The following is an 18,300-nucleotide window of genomic DNA, read 5'->3' on the forward strand; positions in this document are numbered from 1 at the left end:
GCTTATCGGGTTGTGGCCGAGGCCATGGAGTGGTCGGACAAGGCCGGCGAACACACGACATCCACCTGGCGCAGTTGCTGGCCGTCGCTCTTGCCCGGCGGCAAGGGCAATGCGCATTGCTGGCCGGCCTGACTGCCCCAGCTGATCAGCAACCGGCGAGCGTTGTCCTTGACCCGGGCATACAGCTGGCCGCCCTGCCCGACCACGCCCACGGAGACACCGCGATCGTCGGTCACGCCGGCACCGAACGGCAGCGGGCTGCCATCGGCCAGGGTCACGTTGAGCAACAGCGCCTGACCGTTGCTGGTGCCGTACTTGAGGGCCACCACGGCGCCGGCGCGCGGCGCGACCTGTTGGCTGGTTTCGGTCAGCTCGACATCCAGCGAAGTGCCCAGCGGGTCGATGGCCACTTCGTTCAATTCGTAAGGGCGCAGGTAAGGCACCACGGCGTTGCCCCGGCCATCGAGCTCCAGGCCCGGGTAGCCGGCCACCTTCGCTCCCGCCGCGCCCGGCGCGCTGACCACGGCCATGGTTTCGCCGCGATAGGGGCTGAAGGTCACGCCCGCTGGATGGGCGACCAGCGTGCCGCTGGTGTTCAGCGACAGGCTGTCATAGCCCTCGCCGCGGCTCAGGGTGGCGCCGACCATGGCCTTGGAGCCGATGTACTGGCCGTTGAGCGAGGTGCTGCTGGTGCGGGTCGCGCCTTCATGGCCGGCGGTCACGCCGTAGCTGTAGCGCCGGTCTTCACCGGCGGTGCCACTCAGGGTCGCCTGCTCGCTGAAGTGGCCAGTGGTGTCGCGCATGACCCGCGCCGACAGTTGCGGCCGGTTGACCGCAGAGCCGAATTCCAGCGGCAGGCTGACGGTGAACAGCAGGTTGTTCTGCATGTCGCCCAGGCCGACGCGGCTGCGGTTGGCGCTGACGCCATAGCTGACCTGGTTGACCTGCTTGTTGTAGCTGAACTGGTACTGCACATCGCTGCCCGGCAGGTTCCAGTAGTTCTGGGTAAACCCACTGAATGCCACCTGGCCCCAGTCACCGAGGCTCTGGTTGGCCGTCAGCGACACACGGCTGCGCGGCCGACCGAACAGGCTGGTGTCCAGGGCGTTGCGTTCGGCGTCCAGCAGTTGCACGGCGTTGTTGAAATCCAGGTAGCCCTCGGTGGAAAAGCGCGTGGCGGCCACGGCGAAGTTGCTACCCGTGCTGAGGATGTTCTTGCTGTAGGTCAGGCGCAGGCTCTGGCCCTTGGCGGCGCCGCTGGGCAAGTTGGTCTGCGCGTGGCTGATGTCGGCGGCCATGGCGCCAATCGGCGTGCTGAACGCCAGGCCGGTGAGCAGCGCCATGTAGTCGTCGCTGGTCTGGGTGCCGCCAAAGCCGGTGAAGGTGTTGCTCAGCCCACGCTGATAGGTGCCTTGCAGCACCTTGGCCTGACGGTCGATGTAGTTATTGCGGGTTTCCCCCGCGGTGACGCTGAAGCGCGAAGCGCCCGGGCGCAGCAGTTGCGCGGTGGAGGCGTAGGGCACGATGAAGCGCTGCTCGCTGCCGTCGGCTTCATAGACGGTCACGTCCAGGTCACCGCCGTAACCGGTGGAGTACAGGTCGTCGATGACGAACGCACCCGGCGCCACGGTGGTTTCATACAGCAGGTTGCCGGACTGACGCACCGCCACCCGCGCACTGGTACGGGCAATGCCGCGAATCACCGGGGCATAACCGCGCTGCGACTCGGGCAACATGCGGTCGTCGGTGCCCAGTTGCACCCCGCGATAGGCGATGGTGTCGAAAATCTCGCCGCTGGTGTTGGCCTCGCCCAAGGTCAACTGGCTCTTGAGCGAGGTGACGTCGCGCTGGGCGTAGGTGTTCAGCACCTGGTAGTCCTGGCCCGTGTCTTTCTGCCAGCTCACCGAGCCGTCGTGGCGCAGGCGCCAGTCGCCAAGGTTCAACCCGGCATTCAACCCCAGGTACGCCGAGTCATAGTTACCGGTGTCCGTCCGGTTGTGGTTGGCGTTGAGGTTGTAGCTCAGGGTGCCCGCGGTCACGCCGCGGTCCCACAGCTCGGGGCTGACATAGCCGCGGGCATCGCGGCGCAAGGCAATCTGCGGAATGCTGATGTCCAGCTGCTGGCTGGAGGGTGAGAAGCTGGCGCTGGCACCCTCGATCAGCTGCGCGAGGTCCAGGCAGGGCCGGCCGCTTTCCACGATCATCAAGTTCTCGGGCGACAGGCGTCGCAGGTCGACACCGATCAACTCCAGCAATCCACGGTTGAAGCACACCAGCGGGTTGCTGCCCTGTGCGTCGGCATTGATGCGGATGTCCTGACGACTGACCAGCCGACCGTTGACCGCGACATCCGCACGGTATTCGCCGGGCAGCACCGGGTTGCCCTTCTGGTAGGCGCTCAGGTCCAGGCTCTGCGAGTCCCTGGGCAGAAAGACTTCGTTGAATTGCACGTCTTCGGCCAGCGCACCGTGCGCCACACACACACCCAGCAGCGCAACCAGAGCCTGGGAAATCAGTGCCGCCAGCGGATTCAAGGCAAAGCGAGGCTGTGCCCGCAGGTTGGCCGCAGGGCTGGAGAACGTCGTCATAGGTTCCTCGAACGCAGAAATGTCGAGTCAGGGATCAGGGCTTGAGTAGCTGCTTGCTCGGCACCAGGGCGCCGTAATCGTTGATGGCGTTGAATTCCACCTGGGCACCCGCGCCGGGCGCGGACTTGAGCGTCGGCACGGTGAACACCTGGGTCTGGCCAGGGCCGACCATGCCCTCTTCACTGTCGTGGCGCTGGGTTCCAGCCACCAGCGCCAACTGCACCATGGACACGTGAAACGCTGTCGGGTTGTAGACCTGCAGGGCAAAGCCCTGGCCTTGCTTGATCAGCGTCCATTGCAACTGCTCGATCGCTTCGGTCGGCTTGCCTGGCAGACCGTCCGGGCGGTAGAAAATCTTGATCCGTGAACGGAACGCCATCTGCAGCACGTTCAAGTCCACCGGGCCTTCGGCCTTGGGCGGAATCTCCAGCACGTTGAGCCAGAACACCGATTCCTTGTTGGCCGGCAATGCCGCACCGGTGAACATCAGGCGCAGGCTCTGGCCTTTGCTCGGGTCGATACGCGACACCGGTGGCGACAGCACGAATGGCGCTTTCGAACTGGTGGGGCTGGATTCCACATCGCCACTGTCGACCCAGGACTGGATCAGCGCCGGGCGCATGCCGTTGTTGTTCAACTTGACGGTGATTTCCTTCTGGCTCGCCGGATAGACCAGGCGCGTACCCGTGATCACCACACCGGCCATGGCCTGGGAACAGGCCAGGGCGGCCAGCAGTGCCAGGGCACCGCGACGCAGGTTCTTCTTCACTCCAGACATGTTGCACCTCATCAAGGGGGCCGGTGCGCGCCCGACCGCTGGCCAGGGCGCGCACCAGCAATGGGCTTACTGGTAGTCGATGGAGTAGGTCACCGAGCTGACCACGGTGCCCGGAGTGGTCGTGCCGCTGGCGATGTACTGGATCGCGTACGGCATGTTGACGCTGCCGGCATCCAGGGTGTTGCGCGTGGTGCGGGTGCGCTGGTTGGTGTTGCCCGCCTGGATCGCCGAACCGTTGGCGGCATCCACCAGTTGCAATTGCACGTTGGTGGCGGTGCCGGTCATGTTATTCAGGTTGCCGCTGACCGGGTCTACCGACGCGCCGGACTCGAAGAAGGCCGCGGTGGTGGTGGCCGCGCCCACGCAGTTGCTCAACTGGATGTTGAAACCGGTCTGGCCGGTCACCTGGCCGGCCGCGGTCAGGCGGCCGATGGATACGGTCGGCAGGGTCACAGTGGCGGCGGCTGGGGTCACCACGCCGTCGACCGCGATGGTGCAGGTCTGGTCGACCAGCTCACCGTTGAAATTGATGGTGCCGTCGGCGGCATTGGCCAATTGAGCGCCGCAGGCGGCAACCAATACAGCGAGGACAAGGGCTTGGCGATTCATGGCATAACTCCAAAAAATAGATTTTGAAACCTGTCGCGAAAGCCTGGATGGTTTGCCAGACGCGGGGTGCGTCATGTGGGAACAAGCCACCTGAACTACTGCGACGAAGCCATCATCGCCAGATTTCCTACGCCATTGAGCCGGAGAATTCACAGCGACTTGTAGGAAATTTCTGAGCGATTCAGCGTCCCGCCCCGCCCGACACCGCGGGCGAACAGCCCAGGGCCACAAGCCGCTGGGGCACCGCCCGGTTCAGGCAGGCGATGCGGGCGACCCGCCATGAGCGAGGCTCGGGAAGTATTCGAGCGACACGTTGCGCCCCCCTGCTGCTCGGCCAGAACGGCCAAGCAGCGAGGGCCGGCAGAGGGGAAATGCGCGATCAGGCGCAGTGTATTTGCAGCGTCTCGGCCAGTTGCTCCATGGCCTGGTGCAAGGCATCCACCGATTCCGTCAGGCGCTCGCCGCCCAGTTCGTTGCAAGCAGCTTCCAGTTGCTCGCAACAGGCAATCAGCGCGTGCGCCTTGATGATTCTCGCGCCACCCTTGACCCGATGCGCCAGGTCCGCGAGGCCCGTCAGGTCATTTTTGCCGAACAGTTCGAGCAGCCGGGCCAGGTCCTGTTCATTGCTGCCGGCCAGATCGCCGAGCAGGCTCCTGATCGACTCCCGGTCGCCCCGGGTCAACTGCTCCAGGCTGCTCAGGTCGATGTCACCCGCCGGCGGCGTCGCCTCCTCCTTGATCAGCGGCGGCTCTCCCCCCGGAGCGACCAACGCCAGCCGCGCGCCCAGGTCCTTGAGGCTGATGGGCTTGAACAGGCAATCGTCCATCCCGGCCTCCAGGCAGCGTGCCTTTTCCTCCGGCTGGGCATTGGCGGTGAACCCCAGGATCAGGCAGGGCGCCAGGCCCTGGGTGTGTTCTTCCTCGCGAATGGCCTTGCTCAGCACATAGCCATTCATCACCGGCATGTTGCAGTCGGTAATGACCACGTCGAAATGCTGGTTGCGCCAGGCCCGCAGGCCATGGGCGCCGTCTTCGGCATCACTGACCCGGTGCCCCAGGTAGCTCAACTGCTGAGACAGCAGCAGGCGGTTGGCCGGGTAGTCATCGACCACCAGGATGTCGAGGATCTGCGGCGGCGCAATCCGCTCCACCACGGGTGTCTCGACTTCTGGCAAAGGCGCCAGGGTCGGGAAGTCGAGCAGCACCTCGATCCGCGTGCCCTGCCCCAGCACGCTGCTCAGGGTCAACTGGCCCCCCATCATTTCGCACAGGGTGCGGCTGATCACCAGGCCCAGGCCCGAGCCGCCACGGGCCGATGGGTTGCTGTTGCTGGCCTGGGCGAACGGGCTGAACAGGCGCTGTTGATCCTCGACCGAGATGCCGCTGCCGGTGTCCTCGATCAGCAGGCGGATGGCCAGGCGCTCCTCGTCGGTGTCGGACGCCACCTGCACGCTCAAACGCACTTCGCCTTCGTGGGTGAACTTGATGGCATTGCTCAGCAGGTTCGAAACGATCTGCTTGAAGCGCAGCGGGTCGATCAGTACGTCACGGTTACTCTTGAAGTCGAGGTCGAGTATCAGTCGCAGGCGTTTCTGCCGCGCCAGCCCCTCGAAGATCCTCGCCACCGAATCCACCAGGACCCGCAGATTGGCCCGCTGCGGAGACAGCGACAGGCGCCCGGACTCGATCCGCGCAATATCGAGGATGTCGCCGATCAGCTCCAGCAAGCCGAGCGCCGCCCCCGAGGCGACTTCGATGGAGAAGCGGTCCATGACGCCCTGGTCGGCCTTTTTCATCGCCAGTTCAAGCATGCCGATCACCGCGTTCATCGGCGTGCGGATTTCATGGCTCATGGTGGCCAGGAACGTGGTCTTGGCCCGGTTGGCGCCATCGGCGTCGTCCTTGGCCTCGCGCAACTGCTCAAGCAGGTGCTGGCGCTCGCTGACATCGATCCAGCCGGAGATCAGCCCGGCGACCTCGCCGTCGCTGCCACGGTACGGCAGCATCCAGTGATAGATCGTCAGCGCCGTGCCCTGCCGCAGGGTCAACGTGCGGTCCTGGACCCGTGACTGGCCCTCGTGCATGACGCGCAGGTAATCGTCGTGATAGGCCTGGGCCTCGACTTTCTGCGCGTTCAGTACACCTTCGACGACGGTCTTGCCGATCACTTCTTCGCGCGCGACACCGAACACATCGAGGTAGGCCGAGTTGCACACCATCAGGCGCCCTTGGCGATCGCGGACATAGATCGGATGCGGGGTGCCGTCGATCAGCACGCGCATGAACTCCATCTGGTCGCCGAGGGCCCGCTCGGCCTGCTCACGCTTGCGGATCAGACCGCGCAGGTAGGTAATCCAGCCCACGGCGAGCAACAGCAGGACAGCGGCGGCGATAAAGCCCTGGATGATGGCCGGGCGATAACGCTGCCAGTAGCTGTCGTTGATCACCACTTCACTGCGCCAGCGGTTGGTCAAGGCATCCATCTCATCGGGGGTGATGCTCAGCAGCGCCTTGTCGAGGATCGAATACAGTTCCAGCGCCCCGCGGTTGGTAGCGAAGGCCACCCGCGCTGGCAAGGTGCCGACCGTGCTGGTCACTCGCAGCCGGTCCAGGTACTGCCGGGAAATCATGTAACGGGCGCTGATCAGTGAATTGACCGCACCGTCCACCTCGCCCCTGGCCACCAGCGCCATGGCTTCAGCGGCATTCTCCACCGCCACCAGCTGGATGCGCGGGAAGTTGTCGATGATGAACTCGCGCAGCACGTTGCCGCGGATCAACGCGAGTTTTTTCCCGGCCATCTCGTCCAGGGTGTTCGGCGCCCCTTCGTCGATACGCGTCACCAGGACAAAAGGCGTGGTCAGGTAAGGCGGGGTGAAGCGCAGTTCGTTTTCCCGCTCGTAGCTGGGGGTGAAGGCGGCCAGCAGGTCAGCCTTGCCGCTCTTGACCAGCTCGATCAGCTCGATCAGCTCGTTCACCGAGTCGCCGCGCACCACCTCGAACTTCAGGCCGGTGCGCAGGCTGATCTTGTTCAGCACATCGGAACTGATGCCGCGAAACTCGCCCTGGGCATTGATGAACGACAGCGGCAGGTAGTTCTCGTTGATCGCCACTTTCAGGCGCGGATGCTGCTCCAACCAGCGCTGTTCCTTGTCGCTGAAATGCAGGCGGGACTGGCCGGGAATACCCGCGCCACCCGCACTCCAGCGGCGGTGGATGGTCATCTGTTCACTGACGGGAATCACCTCCAGCGCCGCGTTGACGATATTCAACAGGCGTTGGTTGTCCTGGGCCGTGGCAAAGGCGAAATGGTTCACCTCCAGGCGCGCGAAGTCGGTCAACTGCACATTGTTGAGGTAGTTGCGGTTGATCAGGTAATTGGCGCTGATCGAGTCGCCCAGGTACACGTCCGCCTGACCAAAGGCGACCGCGCCGATGGCACTCAAGGCCGATGGGTAGAGTTGCAGCTGGGCCTCGGGGTAGCGCTGCTTGACGGTAGCAGGCGGCAGGTAGTGATAGAGCATCGCCACCCGCTTGCCCGCCAGGTCGGGCGGCAGGCTCTGGCTATCGTTGCTGCGGGTGACCAGGGTCGGCTGGTCTTCGGCATAGGGCCTGGAGATCAGCAGTTGCGGGTCGGCGGCTTCAAAACCATTGGCGGTGGCCAGCAGGTCGATGTCGCCGTCCTTGAGCGCCTGGATCACTTCGGCGCGGGAGCCATAGCGGCGCACCTGCACATCGACGTGCAGCAGGTTGGCCAGCAGCACCGCGTAGTCGGCCGACAAGCCTTCGAAAGAGCGTCCGTTGCCGGTCATGTCAAAGGGTGCGTAGTCAGGCTCCGAGGCCCCCAGCAGCAACGTGCCCTTGTGCCGCAGCCAGCTCCAGTCGGCCTCGTCCAGCGAGACGTGATAGCCATCGACGCTGGAGCGCCCGAGCACGCCCATGCTCTGGACCCTGGCTTCGGCCATGGCCGCCGGTGCCGTGCACAGCTGGATGAACACAAACAGTGCCGCAAGACCGGTTCGCAAATGATTGCCCATCTAGATCAGGTGATTGCGTTTGGCGAAGTCGGCCAGGTACACCACCGACTTCATGTTCAGCTTCTCGATCAGCCGGGTTTTGTAGGTGCTGACGGTCTTGCTGCTGAGCAGCATGCTTTCGCCGATGTCCTTGTTGCTCATGCCCAGGGCCAGTTGCTGCAGGATGCTCAGTTCGCGATCGGACAGGCTCTGGATCATCGCCTGTTCCGAGGCTTCGCTGTCGCTGCGACGCACTGAGCTGACCGCCAGATTGGGGAAATACATGTACCCCGACATTACCGCCTTGATGCCCTTGATCAGTTCGCTCAGGTCGTCGACTTTCGAGATGTAGCCGGCCGCGCCGGCCTTCATGCAGCGCGCGGAATAATAGAGCGGCGACTGCGAGGTGAGAATCAGGATCTTGCAGGTCAAGCCCAGGGCGGTGATCCGGCTCAGGACTTCCAGGCCGTCCATGCGTGGCATGGCAATATCCAGCAGGATCAACTCGGGCTGATGCTCACGCACCAGTTGTACGGCATCGACGCCGTTGTCGGTTTCCGCGACGACTTCAAAACCTTCCTGCTTGAGCAACATTTTCACGGTGGAGCGAATGAACGGATGATCGTCCACAACCAAAGCCTTTTGCATTGAACCTCCAAAAATAGATCGACTGCTACCCAACGCCCCGGCTTGCACTACTCCCCCGACTCAGCGGGCACGACCTTCCAGCCACTGCCGCAGGCCATGCCCCGTCATCGGGTGGGCCAGGTAGAAACCCTGGCCGAACAGGCACCCCATCCGCACCAGTTCATCGCGAATACGCTGGCTGCTCACGCCCTCGATCACCACGCTCATGTTCAACGAAGCGGCCAGCGCCAGGGTGCTGCTCACCGCCGCCCGGCTGCGTGGATCCCAGAGATTCTGCACGCACTCGCCCTCCAGTTTGATCTGATTGAAAGGCACCTGACAGAGTAGCTTCAACGAAGAAAATCCCATGCCGAAATCATCGATCGCCAGACCGCAACCCATCATGCGCAAACGCAGCAGACTCTCCAGCGTGGTGAACTGCATATCCAGCAAGCCATTCTCCGCCAGCTCGAACAACAAGGTCGAGCCAGGGAGTTCGTGGCGGCGCAAGGCGTGCTGGATTTCGTCGATCAGTTCACAGTGCGCCAGCTGCGAGGCGTGCAGGTTGAAGGCCAGTTCAAGGTTCATTCCCTCGCGGCGCAACATGCCCAGCATGCCCAGGCCCTGCTCGAGCAATTGCTTGAACATTTCGTCGATCAGATCGTAGGCCAGCACCGCGGCCAGGAAGATTTCCGGCAACAGCAGGCCCCGGGAGGGATGCTCCCAGCGCGCCAGGGCTTCGATACCGGCCAGGTCGCCGGTCCGCATCGCGAACTTGGGCTGGAACCAGGCACGGAACTCCCCCAGGGCCAGGCCACGGCGCACATCGTCTTCGCTGGGCAGATCCTGCGGCGGCAACCCCAGGGACCTGGGCAGATGGCGTCAATGGCTGTAGCGCTTGAGCACCCGCTGCAGAAGCTGGGGCTGCGGGGGTGTTTCCAGCTCCCCCAGCAGCCGCACCCCCATCAAGGCCAGGAGCTGCCCCAGGCCGCGGCGCAGTTCCGGCTCCAGTTCGCCACACTGCACCACCGAACGCACCATGCCCGCCTGGCTGGACCGGCGCAGAAACTGCAGGGCATCGCCCCCCTGCATGGCCAGATCACAGAGGACGATATCGATGCATCCCGACAGTTCGATCCATGCCATGGCCTGCTCGGCCTGCTCGGCCTGCAGCACCTCGGACATTCCGAGTTTCTGCAATTGCATGACCATCACGTTGCGTTGAAAGGAATGGCTTTCCAGAACAAGAACACGGAGCGAAACCATCGTTGCCTGTCACTTTGCGGGCTGTAGGGCTGGCTATAGTGACAAGCGATTCGCGGGGCCGAAGAAGGGTTTATCTCGCAGGTTTGTAGGAAATTTCCCAGAGCAGCCGGTGGACGCCCGACTGCCCGCCAGGCCATTGCAAGCGCACCGCGATCAGCGCTGCCAGTCCTCGGCCGTGGCGAAAAACGCCCGCGCGTTGTCTTCCAGGCTGTCCAGATGGTAGCCACCTTCCTGGACGATCAGGCACGGCAGGCCGAGGCTGCGGATGCGCTGGCCAAGGATGGCGAAACCGTCGCGGGTCACCGCAACCTTGCTTTGCGGATCGAGCTGGTAGATGTCGAAGCCCAGGGACAGCACCAGTACCTGGGCGCCAAAATCCTTCACCGCGGCCAGGGCCTGATCCAGGTGGGCAAGAAAATCCGCTTCGCTGGCGCCATGCGTCATCGGCAGGTTGAGGTTGTAGCCCTCACCCGCTCCGCTGCCACGTTCCTCGGTAAAACCGACAACCGCCGGGTAGAAGTTGGTCGGGTCGCCATGCACCGAGACATACAGCACGTCGGCCCGTTCGTAGAAGATTTCCTGGATGCCCTGACCGTGGTGCATGTCGGTATCCAGCACCGCAACCCGGGCGTAGCGCTCGCGCAACACCTGGGCGGCGATCGCCGCATTGTTCAGGTAGCAGAAGCCACCCGCGGCTTCGGCCCGGGCGTGGTGGCCCGGCGGGCGGCACAAGGCATAGGCAGCCGGTTCGCCGTCCAGTAGGGCACGGGCCCCGGCAATGGCGCTCTGCGCCGACCAGTAGGCCGAACGCCAGGTCTGCTCGCCCACCGGGCAGCTGCCGTCCGCCAGGTAACGGGCGGCCTGGGCGAGGATGCCGCGCAGCGCATTGGGCTCACGCACGAAGATGTTGGACATGACTTCATCGCCCCAGTCCTCGGGGATGTCCTTCCAGCGCCGGTAGGCTTCTTCAAGGAACTTCAGGTACGACGCGCCGTGCACCGCCTGCAAGGGTTGCAGGCCGGCGTCCGCGGGTTGGCATACCGCAAAGCCCAGGGAGTGGGCCGCCTGCACCAGGCGCCGGGCGCGCTCGGGGACTTCCTGGGGCGTGCGCATCTGGCCCCGGGAGTAGTAGCTGCGGGGATGGTGCAGCAATTGTTCAGGGTGGAAAAAACTGCGCATAACTTCTCCTCAGGCTACCCGGCCGGCGCGGGCCAGCACGGCGTTAAGCAATACATCGGCACCCTGGCGCACGTCCTCGGGCAACACATCTTCGGCTTCGTTGTGGCTCAGGCCACCGACACAGGGAATGAACACCATGGCCGTCGGGCAGTAGCGCGCCAGCAGGATGGCGTCATGGCCGGCGCCGCTGACGATGGACTGCTGAGGGTAGCCCAGGCCCTCCACCGCCTGCTGCACCGCCGCCACGCACTCGCTGTCGAACGGCGTGGCGGGGCTGACCCAATGCTGGCTGATGCCGACCTTGAGCCCGCGCTGGCCGGCGATGGCCTGCAGGCGTTCCTCGACCTGGCGCTGCATGGCGGCGATCTGCTGATCCTGGTGATGGCGCAGGTCGACGGTGAAGTTCAGCAGTCCGGGAATGGTGTTGCGCGAGGACTTGGCGATGCTCAACTCGCCCACGGTGGTCAGGCCCTGGGGGGCGAAATCCGCGGCCAACTGCTCCACCGCAAGGATCATCTGCGCCGCGCCATACAGCGCGTCCTTGCGCAGCGGCATCGGTGTGGTGCCGGCGTGGGCAGCCAGGCCTTCGACCTGCACATCGAGCCAGCGGATCGCCTGGCCGCCGCTGACCACGCCGATGCTCTTGGCGTTGTCTTCGAGGATCGGGCCCTGTTCGATATGGGCCTCGAAGTAGGCATCCACCGCTCCGCCCAAGGGTCGGCTGCCGGCATACCCGGTGCGCTGCAGGGCCTGGGCGACGCTGATGCCCTCGGCGTCGCGCACCGCCAGGGCGGCGTCCAGGCTCATGACTCCGGTGAACACCGCCGAGCCGAACATCGCCGGGGTGAAGCGCGCGCCCTCCTCGTTGGTCCAGACCGCCACTTCCAGGGGCTTGCGGGTCTGAATGCCCAGGTCATTGAGGCTGCGCACCACTTCCAGGCCGGCCAGCACGCCGTACACGCCATCGAAGCGCCCGCCTTCGGGCTGGGTGTCGAGGTGGCTGCCCATCATCACCGGAGCAGCGTCGGGGTCGCGGCCAGGGCGCCGGGCAAACAGGTTGCCGATGGGGTCGACGCTCAGGTTCATGCCGGCCTCGGTGCACCAGTGGGCAAACAGCTCGCGACCGGCCCGGTCTTCATCGCTCAAGGCCAGGCGGCAGCTGCCACCACGGGCCGTGGCGCCAATTTCGGCCATGGCCATCAGGCTCGCCCAGAGGCGCTCGCCATTGCTTTTCAACATCATCAGGTTCTCCAGAGAAATCAGGCGTTGGATGCCATTTCCAGGCGCTGGGCAGTTGCATGCCGGCGCGCAAGGGCCAGCACGCACAGCAGCGATACCGCGGCGATCAGGCTGTAGAACAGCGCCATCGGCCACCACTGGCCGCTGAAGCGGTGGGCCAGCCAGGTGCCAATCAGCGGCGTCAGGCCACCGGCCAGGGCGCCACAGACCTGATAGGCCAGGGAGATCGCGGTGTAGCGCACCCGGGTCTCGAACATGCCGCTGACGTAACCGGCGATCACCGCATAGAAGGACGCCATGCACACCACCGCCAGGGCGATGCCGAGGATCATCAGCGGTGCCTGCCCAGAACTCACCAGCACGAACATCGGATAGGGCGAGGCCATGGCCAGCAGCGACACCAGGCAGAGAAAGCGTGTGGCGCCGATTTTCTCTGCGGTCCAGGCGGCCAGGGGCTGGATGCAGAACTGGATGAGCGCCACCACGAACAGGCATTCGAGGATCAGCGACCGTGGGATCTCCAGTTGCTGGGTGGTGTAGGCAATCATGAAGGTGTTGGTGAAATACACCCCGGCAATCCCCAGGGTGTTGGCGCCGATGCACAGCAGCAGCGGGCGCCAGGCGGTGCGCAGCACTTCCATCACCGGCGTCTGCTCCTTGCGTGCCGACTTGGCCGCCTGCTCGCGGCTAGCGAGGAATTCCGGCGACTCGTTGACCCCCAGGCGAATCGCCAGGCCCACCAGCAGCAACAGCGCGCTGGCCAGGAACGGCAGGCGCCAGCCCCAGCTCATCAGGGCGTCCTCCGGCAGGCGGGTTACCGCGCTGAAGGCCAGCAGCGAGAGAATCAGCCCCGCCGGGCTGCCCAGTTGGGCGAAGGACGCGAAGAAGTTGCGCCGGCCCTTGGGCGCATGCTCACCGGCCATCAGCACCGCCCCGCCCCACTCGCCGCCCACGGCAATGCCCTGGACGATGCGCAGCAGGATCAACAGCACCGGCGCCAAGGCGCCGATCTGTGCATAAGTCGGCAGCAGGCCGATGCAGACCGTGACCACGCCCATCATCAGCAGGGTGATCACCAGGGATTTCTTGCGGCCGATGCGGTCGCCGATATGGCCGAAAATGATCCCCCCCAGGGGCCGGGCGAAGAAGCCCACGGCAAAGGTGCCGAAGGCGGCCATGGTGCTGAACAGCTTGTCGTCGGAGGGGAAGAACAAGGCACCGAACACCAGCGCTGCGGCGGTGGCGTAGATGTAGAAGTCGTACCACTCGATCATGGTGCCGATAAAGGCGGCGGCCGCAGCCCGGCGTGGCTGGGGCGAAGCGAAAGGCTTCATGGTTGGCTCCCTTGATTATTTTTTTGGCAGGAGAAAGGGTCGGGGGCAGGGGCTTCTGCTGGCACCTGTCTGGGGTGGATTTATCCGTTTTGCGGAATAATTAGTCAATTTTCTATTGGTTATCTCGATTATTATCCTGGCTTATGATTCACCTCCAGCCCGACCCAGAGCCCCCGCCATGTCCGACCGCGATGCCCGCCGCCTGCTCAACGACCGCCTCGACTGGAACCTGCTACGCACCTTCCGGGTAATCGGCCAGGAGCTGAGCATCAGCCGCGCGGCGGCGCGCCTGCACCTGACCCAGCCGGCAGTGAGCCAGGCCCTCAAGCGCCTGGAGGAACAACTGGGCCGGCAGTTGATTGCCCGCCGCGGGCCGCGCTTTGCCCTGACCGAAGTGGGCGAGCAGATCTTCGCCCTGGCCGGGGAGATCTACGGCCAGATGTCACAAGTCAGCAGTGTGCTGGAGCAACCCGCCGACGAGGTGATCGGCAAGGTCCGGCTGCTGATCATCAGCCGGATCTTCAACGAGTGCTTCGACGACTTTCTGGCCGACTTTCATCGCCAGCATCCGCGGGTCGACCTGGAGGTGGAGGTGATGCGCAGCTCGGACATCGTCAGCGCCCTGCTGGAAAAGACCGCGACCCTGGGCCTGAGCCTTAACCGCCGGCCACAGCCGCGCCTGGAACAGCGGCTGTTCCTGCGTCAGCGCTATGCGTTCTTCTGCGGCAAGCACCATGCGCTGTTCGGCCGCCGGGACGTGGCCGAGGGCGCCCTGCAACGGGAGAACTTCGTCAGCTTCACCAGCGACCAGATCGGCGGCATGCTCTCGCCGTTGACCATCTTTCGTGACCAGCAGGGCTTCAGCGGGCGGATTGTCGCCTCCTCCCCGAGCCTGGAAGAAGTGCGCCGCCTGGTGATCGCCGGCTTTGGCATCGGCTGTTTGCCGGAGCATGTGGTGGCGGCCGACACCGAGGCCGGGCTGCTATGGCGCCTACCGCCCCACGACGGCATCGCCGATGTCGACATCCACCTGCTGTGGAACCGTGAGCAGCGCATGAGCCGGGCCGAGGTATTGTTCCTGGAGTTGTTGCAGGGCTGCCTTGCGACTCAATGACCGAAGGGGCGATCGGCTGGATTCACCCGGCGTCGGGCAGCCCGAGAGTGAAATGATTCAGACGTGGGGATCACCCGGAACCTTGGCCGGGGCTGCGTACTGCGGTTTGAGGTGACCGCTCTGGTCCAATAGCCAGGCATCCATGATCTGCCGCACCACAGGGCCGGCAACCCGGCCACCGGCTTCGCCGTTCTCGATCATCACCGAGATCACGATCTGCGGATGCTCGGCCGGGGCAAAACCAACGAACAGGGCGTTGTCACGGTTGCGCTCGCGAGTCTTGAGGCGGTCGTAACGCTCGCCCTGCTTGATCGCCACTACCTGGGCGGTACCGCTCTTTCCGGCAATCCGGTACTGCGCGCCGGCGGCGGCGGCGCGGGCAATGCCACGCGGGTCGTGCATGACCATTTGCATGCCGTGGTTGACCTGCTCCCAATCATGAGGGTTCTTCAGCAGGATGTTGGGCATTGGGTGTTCATCCACTGGCGCTACGCCATCGATGGTCCTGGCCAGGTGCGGGCGGTTCCAGATCCCCTTGTTGGCGATCAGCGCGGTGGCCTGGGCCAGTTGCAACGGCGTGACCTGCATGTAGCCCTGACCGATGCCGAGGATTACCGTTTCCCCCGGGAACCAAGGCTGGCGACGCGTAGCGCGCTTCCAGGCCTGGGACGGCATCAGACCTGCCGACTCTTCGAACATGTCCAGGGAGACCTTTTCCCCCAGGCCAAACATTGCCATGTAATCGTGCAGACGATCGATCCCAAGCTTGTGGGCCAAGTCGTAGAAGTAGGTGTCGTTGGAGCGCATGATCGCCGCGTCCATGTCCACCCAGCCATCGCCGCTGTGGTTCCAGTTGCGGTATTTGTGATCGAAGTCCGGCAGTTGGTAGTAACCCGGATCGAAGACTCGGGTCGAAGCGGTAACGACCCCGGTGTCGAGGCCGGCAATCGCCACTTCCGGCTTGATCGTCGACCCCGGTGCGTAAAGGCCACGCAAGACCCGGTTGAACAGCGGCCGGTCGATGGAATCGTGCAGCGCCGCGTATTCCTTGAAGCTGATGCCGGTGACGAACAGGTTGGGATCGAAACTCGGTTTGCTGACCATGGCCAGCACTTCGCCGGTGGCGGGATCGAGGGCTACCACTGAGCCGCGACGATCACCAAGGGCTTCTTCAGCCGCTTCCTGGAGCTTCACGTCGAGGCTCAGGACGATGTTCTTCCCGGGAACCGGATCGGTATGCTTGAGTACCCGCATGACTCGGCCCTGAGCGTTGGTCTCTACCTCTTCATAGCCGACGCGACCGTGCAGCTCGGACTCATAAAACTTCTCGATGCCCGTCTTGCCGATGGACTGGGTGCCGCGATACTCCACTGAGTCCAGGGTCTTGGCCTCTTTCTCGTTGATCCGCCCGACGTAGCCGATGGAGTGGGCGAAATGCGCGCCCATGGGGTAGTGGCGGACGAACTGGGCCTCGACATCCAGGCCTGGCAGACGGTATTCGTTGACGGCCAGTACAGCGATCTGTTCCTCGGTGAGTTCATAGAACAGGGTCACAGGAACAAAGGGATGACGAGCCTGCTTCATCTCCTTGTCGAACAGGCTGCGATCTTCCGGGGGCAGGTGCAGCAGGTCGACCACAGTATCCAATTCACCCTTGATATCAGTGGTCCGTTCGCGGGTGACGGTCAGGTTGAAGCTGGGGCGGTTATCTGCCAGGACTACGCCGTTGCGGTCGTAGATCAGCCCGCGGGTCGGCGTGATCGGCAGCACGTGCACCCGGTTGTTTTCCGAAACCGTGGAGTGATAGTCGAACTCCACCACCTGCAGGAAATACATGCGGGCCACCAGGGCGCAGGTAATGCCCACCACCAATACGGCGCAGGCGAGCAAACGCTTGTTGACCAGGCGGGTTTCTTTCTCATGGTCCTTGATCGGAATCGCTTCGGGCATTGCTACGGCTTCTCGTTGAATAGAGGTCAACGCTGATCCGTGCGGGTGAACTCAAGTCCATTAAAAAAGAGCTGCACCATACCAAAAACCATCTACTGACTTTGAGGGGATTTCCATCGCGACTGATCAATGGCGCCCACGCATTACGACACTCGTGATCTCCACGCAAAAATCTTGTTCCGATTCACGGGTTTTTCATACCTCCTCGGCTGGGGATACTGAAGGCTGTTATTGCTGCGGCTGTTAGCCCGAAACCGGCTGGCACAAGACTCCGGGGCCGTTGCACGATTTCTTCCGATATCACGAGGATCAACAATGACCACTGACTACGCGGCCTGGGGCTGGACCCAGGGCAAAGGACTGCAAGGCCTGAAACTGATTCGCAAACCGCTGCCACGGCCTGCGGCTCATGAGCTGTTGGTTGCCAACACTGCCATTGCCCTGAATCCAGTGGACTGGAAAATGATCGAATGGGGACCTGACGACTGGTCTGACGGCCATGTGCCTGGGGTGGATGGCGCGGGAGTGATTGTGGCTGCAGGCAGTGCTGTGCCAATGCGCCCAGGAACTCGGGTGGCCTATCACCAGGCATTAAACCGTGACGGCAGCTTCGCTGAATACAGCTTGATCGACGCCAGGTGTGCCATTGCCCTGCCTGACGCCCTTGACGATGCGCTGGCTGCCGCATTGCCCTGCCCCGGCCTCACAGCCCTGCAAGCACTGGACAAATTGCCACAAGGCGGTACAGAGGATGTTCTGGTGGTGGGGGCCGGTGGAGCGGTAGGCAACTTATTAGTGCAGATGGCCGTACAACAAGGTTTTCGCGTCTGGGCCAGCGCTTCGCCCGCCCATCATGAGGCGTTGCTCAGCGCGGGCGTGACAGGGGTCTTGGATTACCACAGACAAGGCTGGCAGAACGAGTTGCAGTCCTGTCTGGGACGGCGTCGTCTGCATGCCCTGTTCGATACGGTGAGCGGCGAACACGCAGCTGGACTCGCCCCTTTACTGGGTTACAACGGCCATTTGGTATGCATTCAGGATCGCCAGGAAACAGCTCCGTTACCTGCCTTCAGTACTGCGCTGTCGCTACATGAAGTGGCGCTGAACAGTGTGCATGCCCATGGCAGTGAATCTGACTGGCGCGCCTACCAGCGCAATGGCACGGCTTTGTTAAAGCAGGTAGCCGAAGGGCAACTCAAGCCCTCTGCCTTGCTGCCCTTCAGTTTTGCCGAACTGCCGGAAAAACTCCGCTCACTGAAGGACGGTGAGCGAGTTGGCAAATGGGTGGCACGTCTGCAAAACGTCTGAGGCACGTGTGTGAGTCAGGCAAGCCTTGGCTCGCATCGCACTACCAGATCAAGACCATGAATCATCTGTAACGTCGGCGCGCAGCCCTGGCTGCTGTCACAAGATGCTGGCAGCCGGGCCGACCAAACAAGGACAGAGAGCTGCCTGCAGCTTTTTCTCGGGCAAAACAAAACCCCAACTGCTTTCGCAATTGGGGTTTCGGAATTTAATCTTGACGATGACCTACTCTCACATGGGGAAACCCCACACTACCATCGGCGATGCATCGTTTCACTACTGAGTTCGGGATGGGA

At 63.5% G+C, this 18,300-nt stretch carries 13 protein-coding genes and 1 rRNA gene; 2 read left to right on the forward strand and 12 right to left on the reverse strand.

Going from position 1 to position 18,300, the window contains the following annotated elements:
• Positions 1-2: 2 nt before the first annotated feature.
• The 10 genes from GV818_RS22800 to GV818_RS22845 form a co-directional block, all read right to left on the reverse strand.
• On the reverse strand, positions 3-2,588 hold the full coding sequence (locus tag GV818_RS22800; protein WP_161777601.1) for a fimbria/pilus outer membrane usher protein: 2,586 nt from the start codon (positions 2,586-2,588) through the stop codon (positions 3-5).
• Between the two features lie 34 nt (positions 2,589-2,622).
• Positions 2,623-3,366, reverse strand: coding sequence for a fimbria/pilus periplasmic chaperone (locus GV818_RS22805; protein ID WP_161777602.1), 744 nt, complete (start codon positions 3,364-3,366; stop codon positions 2,623-2,625).
• Positions 3,367-3,432: 66 nt separating this feature from the next.
• On the reverse strand, positions 3,433-3,975 hold the full coding sequence (locus tag GV818_RS22810; RefSeq protein WP_161777603.1) for a fimbrial protein: 543 nt from the start codon (positions 3,973-3,975) through the stop codon (positions 3,433-3,435).
• Positions 3,976-4,354: 379 nt separating this feature from the next.
• Entirely contained in the window at positions 4,355-8,011 is a 3,657-nt protein-coding gene (locus tag GV818_RS22815; protein ID WP_161777604.1) for a transporter substrate-binding domain-containing protein, read from the reverse strand.
• The gene (locus GV818_RS22820; protein ID WP_161777605.1) at positions 8,012-8,638 is read right to left on the reverse strand and encodes a response regulator transcription factor; all 627 of its coding nucleotides are present in this window, start codon (positions 8,636-8,638) and stop codon (positions 8,012-8,014) included. It abuts the gene before it with no gap.
• Between the two features lie 60 nt (positions 8,639-8,698).
• A complete protein-coding gene (locus GV818_RS22825; protein WP_161777606.1) occupies positions 8,699-9,475 on the reverse strand; it encodes an EAL domain-containing protein in 777 nt (258 codons plus the stop codon).
• Between the two features lie 24 nt (positions 9,476-9,499).
• Positions 9,500-9,883: a response regulator gene (locus GV818_RS22830; RefSeq protein ID WP_161777607.1), complete on the reverse strand. Its 384-nt coding sequence runs from the start codon at positions 9,881-9,883 to the stop codon at positions 9,500-9,502.
• Between the two features lie 153 nt (positions 9,884-10,036).
• A complete protein-coding gene (locus GV818_RS22835; RefSeq protein ID WP_161777608.1) occupies positions 10,037-11,062 on the reverse strand; it encodes a histone deacetylase family protein in 1,026 nt (341 codons plus the stop codon).
• Between the two features lie 9 nt (positions 11,063-11,071).
• Positions 11,072-12,301 (reverse strand): Zn-dependent hydrolase, encoded by a 1,230-nt coding sequence (locus GV818_RS22840; protein WP_161777612.1) that lies wholly within the window; start codon positions 12,299-12,301, stop codon positions 11,072-11,074.
• Between the two features lie 20 nt (positions 12,302-12,321).
• The gene (locus tag GV818_RS22845; RefSeq protein ID WP_161777609.1) at positions 12,322-13,635 is read right to left on the reverse strand and encodes an MFS transporter; all 1,314 of its coding nucleotides are present in this window, start codon (positions 13,633-13,635) and stop codon (positions 12,322-12,324) included.
• Positions 13,636-13,813: 178 nt separating this feature from the next.
• On the opposite strand from GV818_RS22845, the gene GV818_RS22850 reads away from it, so the two are divergent.
• Positions 13,814-14,749, forward strand: coding sequence for a LysR family transcriptional regulator (locus tag GV818_RS22850; RefSeq protein ID WP_161777610.1), 936 nt, complete (start codon positions 13,814-13,816; stop codon positions 14,747-14,749).
• A 57-nt stretch (positions 14,750-14,806) separates the two neighbouring features.
• On the opposite strand, the gene mrdA is transcribed toward GV818_RS22850, so the two are convergent.
• Complete coding sequence (gene mrdA / locus GV818_RS22855) at positions 14,807-16,699, reverse strand: penicillin-binding protein 2 (RefSeq protein ID WP_161759061.1); 1,893 nt, start codon at positions 16,697-16,699, stop codon at positions 14,807-14,809.
• A gap of 315 nt (positions 16,700-17,014) precedes the next feature.
• Here mrdA and GV818_RS22860 point away from each other — a divergent pair, with 315 nt between their 5' ends.
• Positions 17,015-18,007 (forward strand): zinc-binding dehydrogenase, encoded by a 993-nt coding sequence (locus GV818_RS22860; RefSeq protein ID WP_161777611.1) that lies wholly within the window; start codon positions 17,015-17,017, stop codon positions 18,005-18,007.
• Positions 18,008-18,216: 209 nt separating this feature from the next.
• Here the strand turns inward: GV818_RS22860 and rrf are convergent.
• Positions 18,217-18,300 (reverse strand): 5S ribosomal RNA (gene rrf, locus GV818_RS35325); the annotation flags it as partial.

The sequence above is a fragment of the Pseudomonas sp. Fl4BN1 genome (assembly GCF_009908285.1).
In the GTDB taxonomy this organism is placed as follows: domain Bacteria; phylum Pseudomonadota; class Gammaproteobacteria; order Pseudomonadales; family Pseudomonadaceae; genus Aquipseudomonas.

Bases quoted from the DNA above. Each gene is read 5' to 3' on its own strand.
- GV818_RS22815 (WP_161777604.1), bottom strand. From the start codon at position 8,011: ATGGGCAATCATTTGCGAACCGGTCTTGCGGCACTGTTTGTGTTCATC.
- GV818_RS22860 (WP_161777611.1), top strand. From the start codon at position 17,015: ATGACCACTGACTACGCGGCCTGGGGCTGGACCCAGGGCAAAGGACTG.
- GV818_RS22800 (WP_161777601.1), bottom strand. From the start codon at position 2,588: ATGACGACGTTCTCCAGCCCTGCGGCCAACCTGCGGGCACAGCCTCGC.
- GV818_RS22850 (WP_161777610.1), top strand. From the start codon at position 13,814: ATGTCCGACCGCGATGCCCGCCGCCTGCTCAACGACCGCCTCGACTGG.
- GV818_RS22810 (WP_161777603.1), bottom strand. From the start codon at position 3,975: ATGAATCGCCAAGCCCTTGTCCTCGCTGTATTGGTTGCCGCCTGCGGC.
- GV818_RS22835 (WP_161777608.1), bottom strand. From the start codon at position 11,062: ATGCGCAGTTTTTTCCACCCTGAACAATTGCTGCACCATCCCCGCAGC.
- GV818_RS22845 (WP_161777609.1), bottom strand. From the start codon at position 13,635: ATGAAGCCTTTCGCTTCGCCCCAGCCACGCCGGGCTGCGGCCGCCGCC.
- GV818_RS22805 (WP_161777602.1), bottom strand. From the start codon at position 3,366: ATGTCTGGAGTGAAGAAGAACCTGCGTCGCGGTGCCCTGGCACTGCTG.
- GV818_RS22830 (WP_161777607.1), bottom strand. From the start codon at position 9,883: ATGGTTTCGCTCCGTGTTCTTGTTCTGGAAAGCCATTCCTTTCAACGC.
- GV818_RS22840 (WP_161777612.1), bottom strand. From the start codon at position 12,301: ATGTTGAAAAGCAATGGCGAGCGCCTCTGGGCGAGCCTGATGGCCATG.
- GV818_RS22820 (WP_161777605.1), bottom strand. From the start codon at position 8,638: ATGCAAAAGGCTTTGGTTGTGGACGATCATCCGTTCATTCGCTCCACC.
- mrdA (WP_161759061.1), bottom strand. From the start codon at position 16,699: ATGCCCGAAGCGATTCCGATCAAGGACCATGAGAAAGAAACCCGCCTG.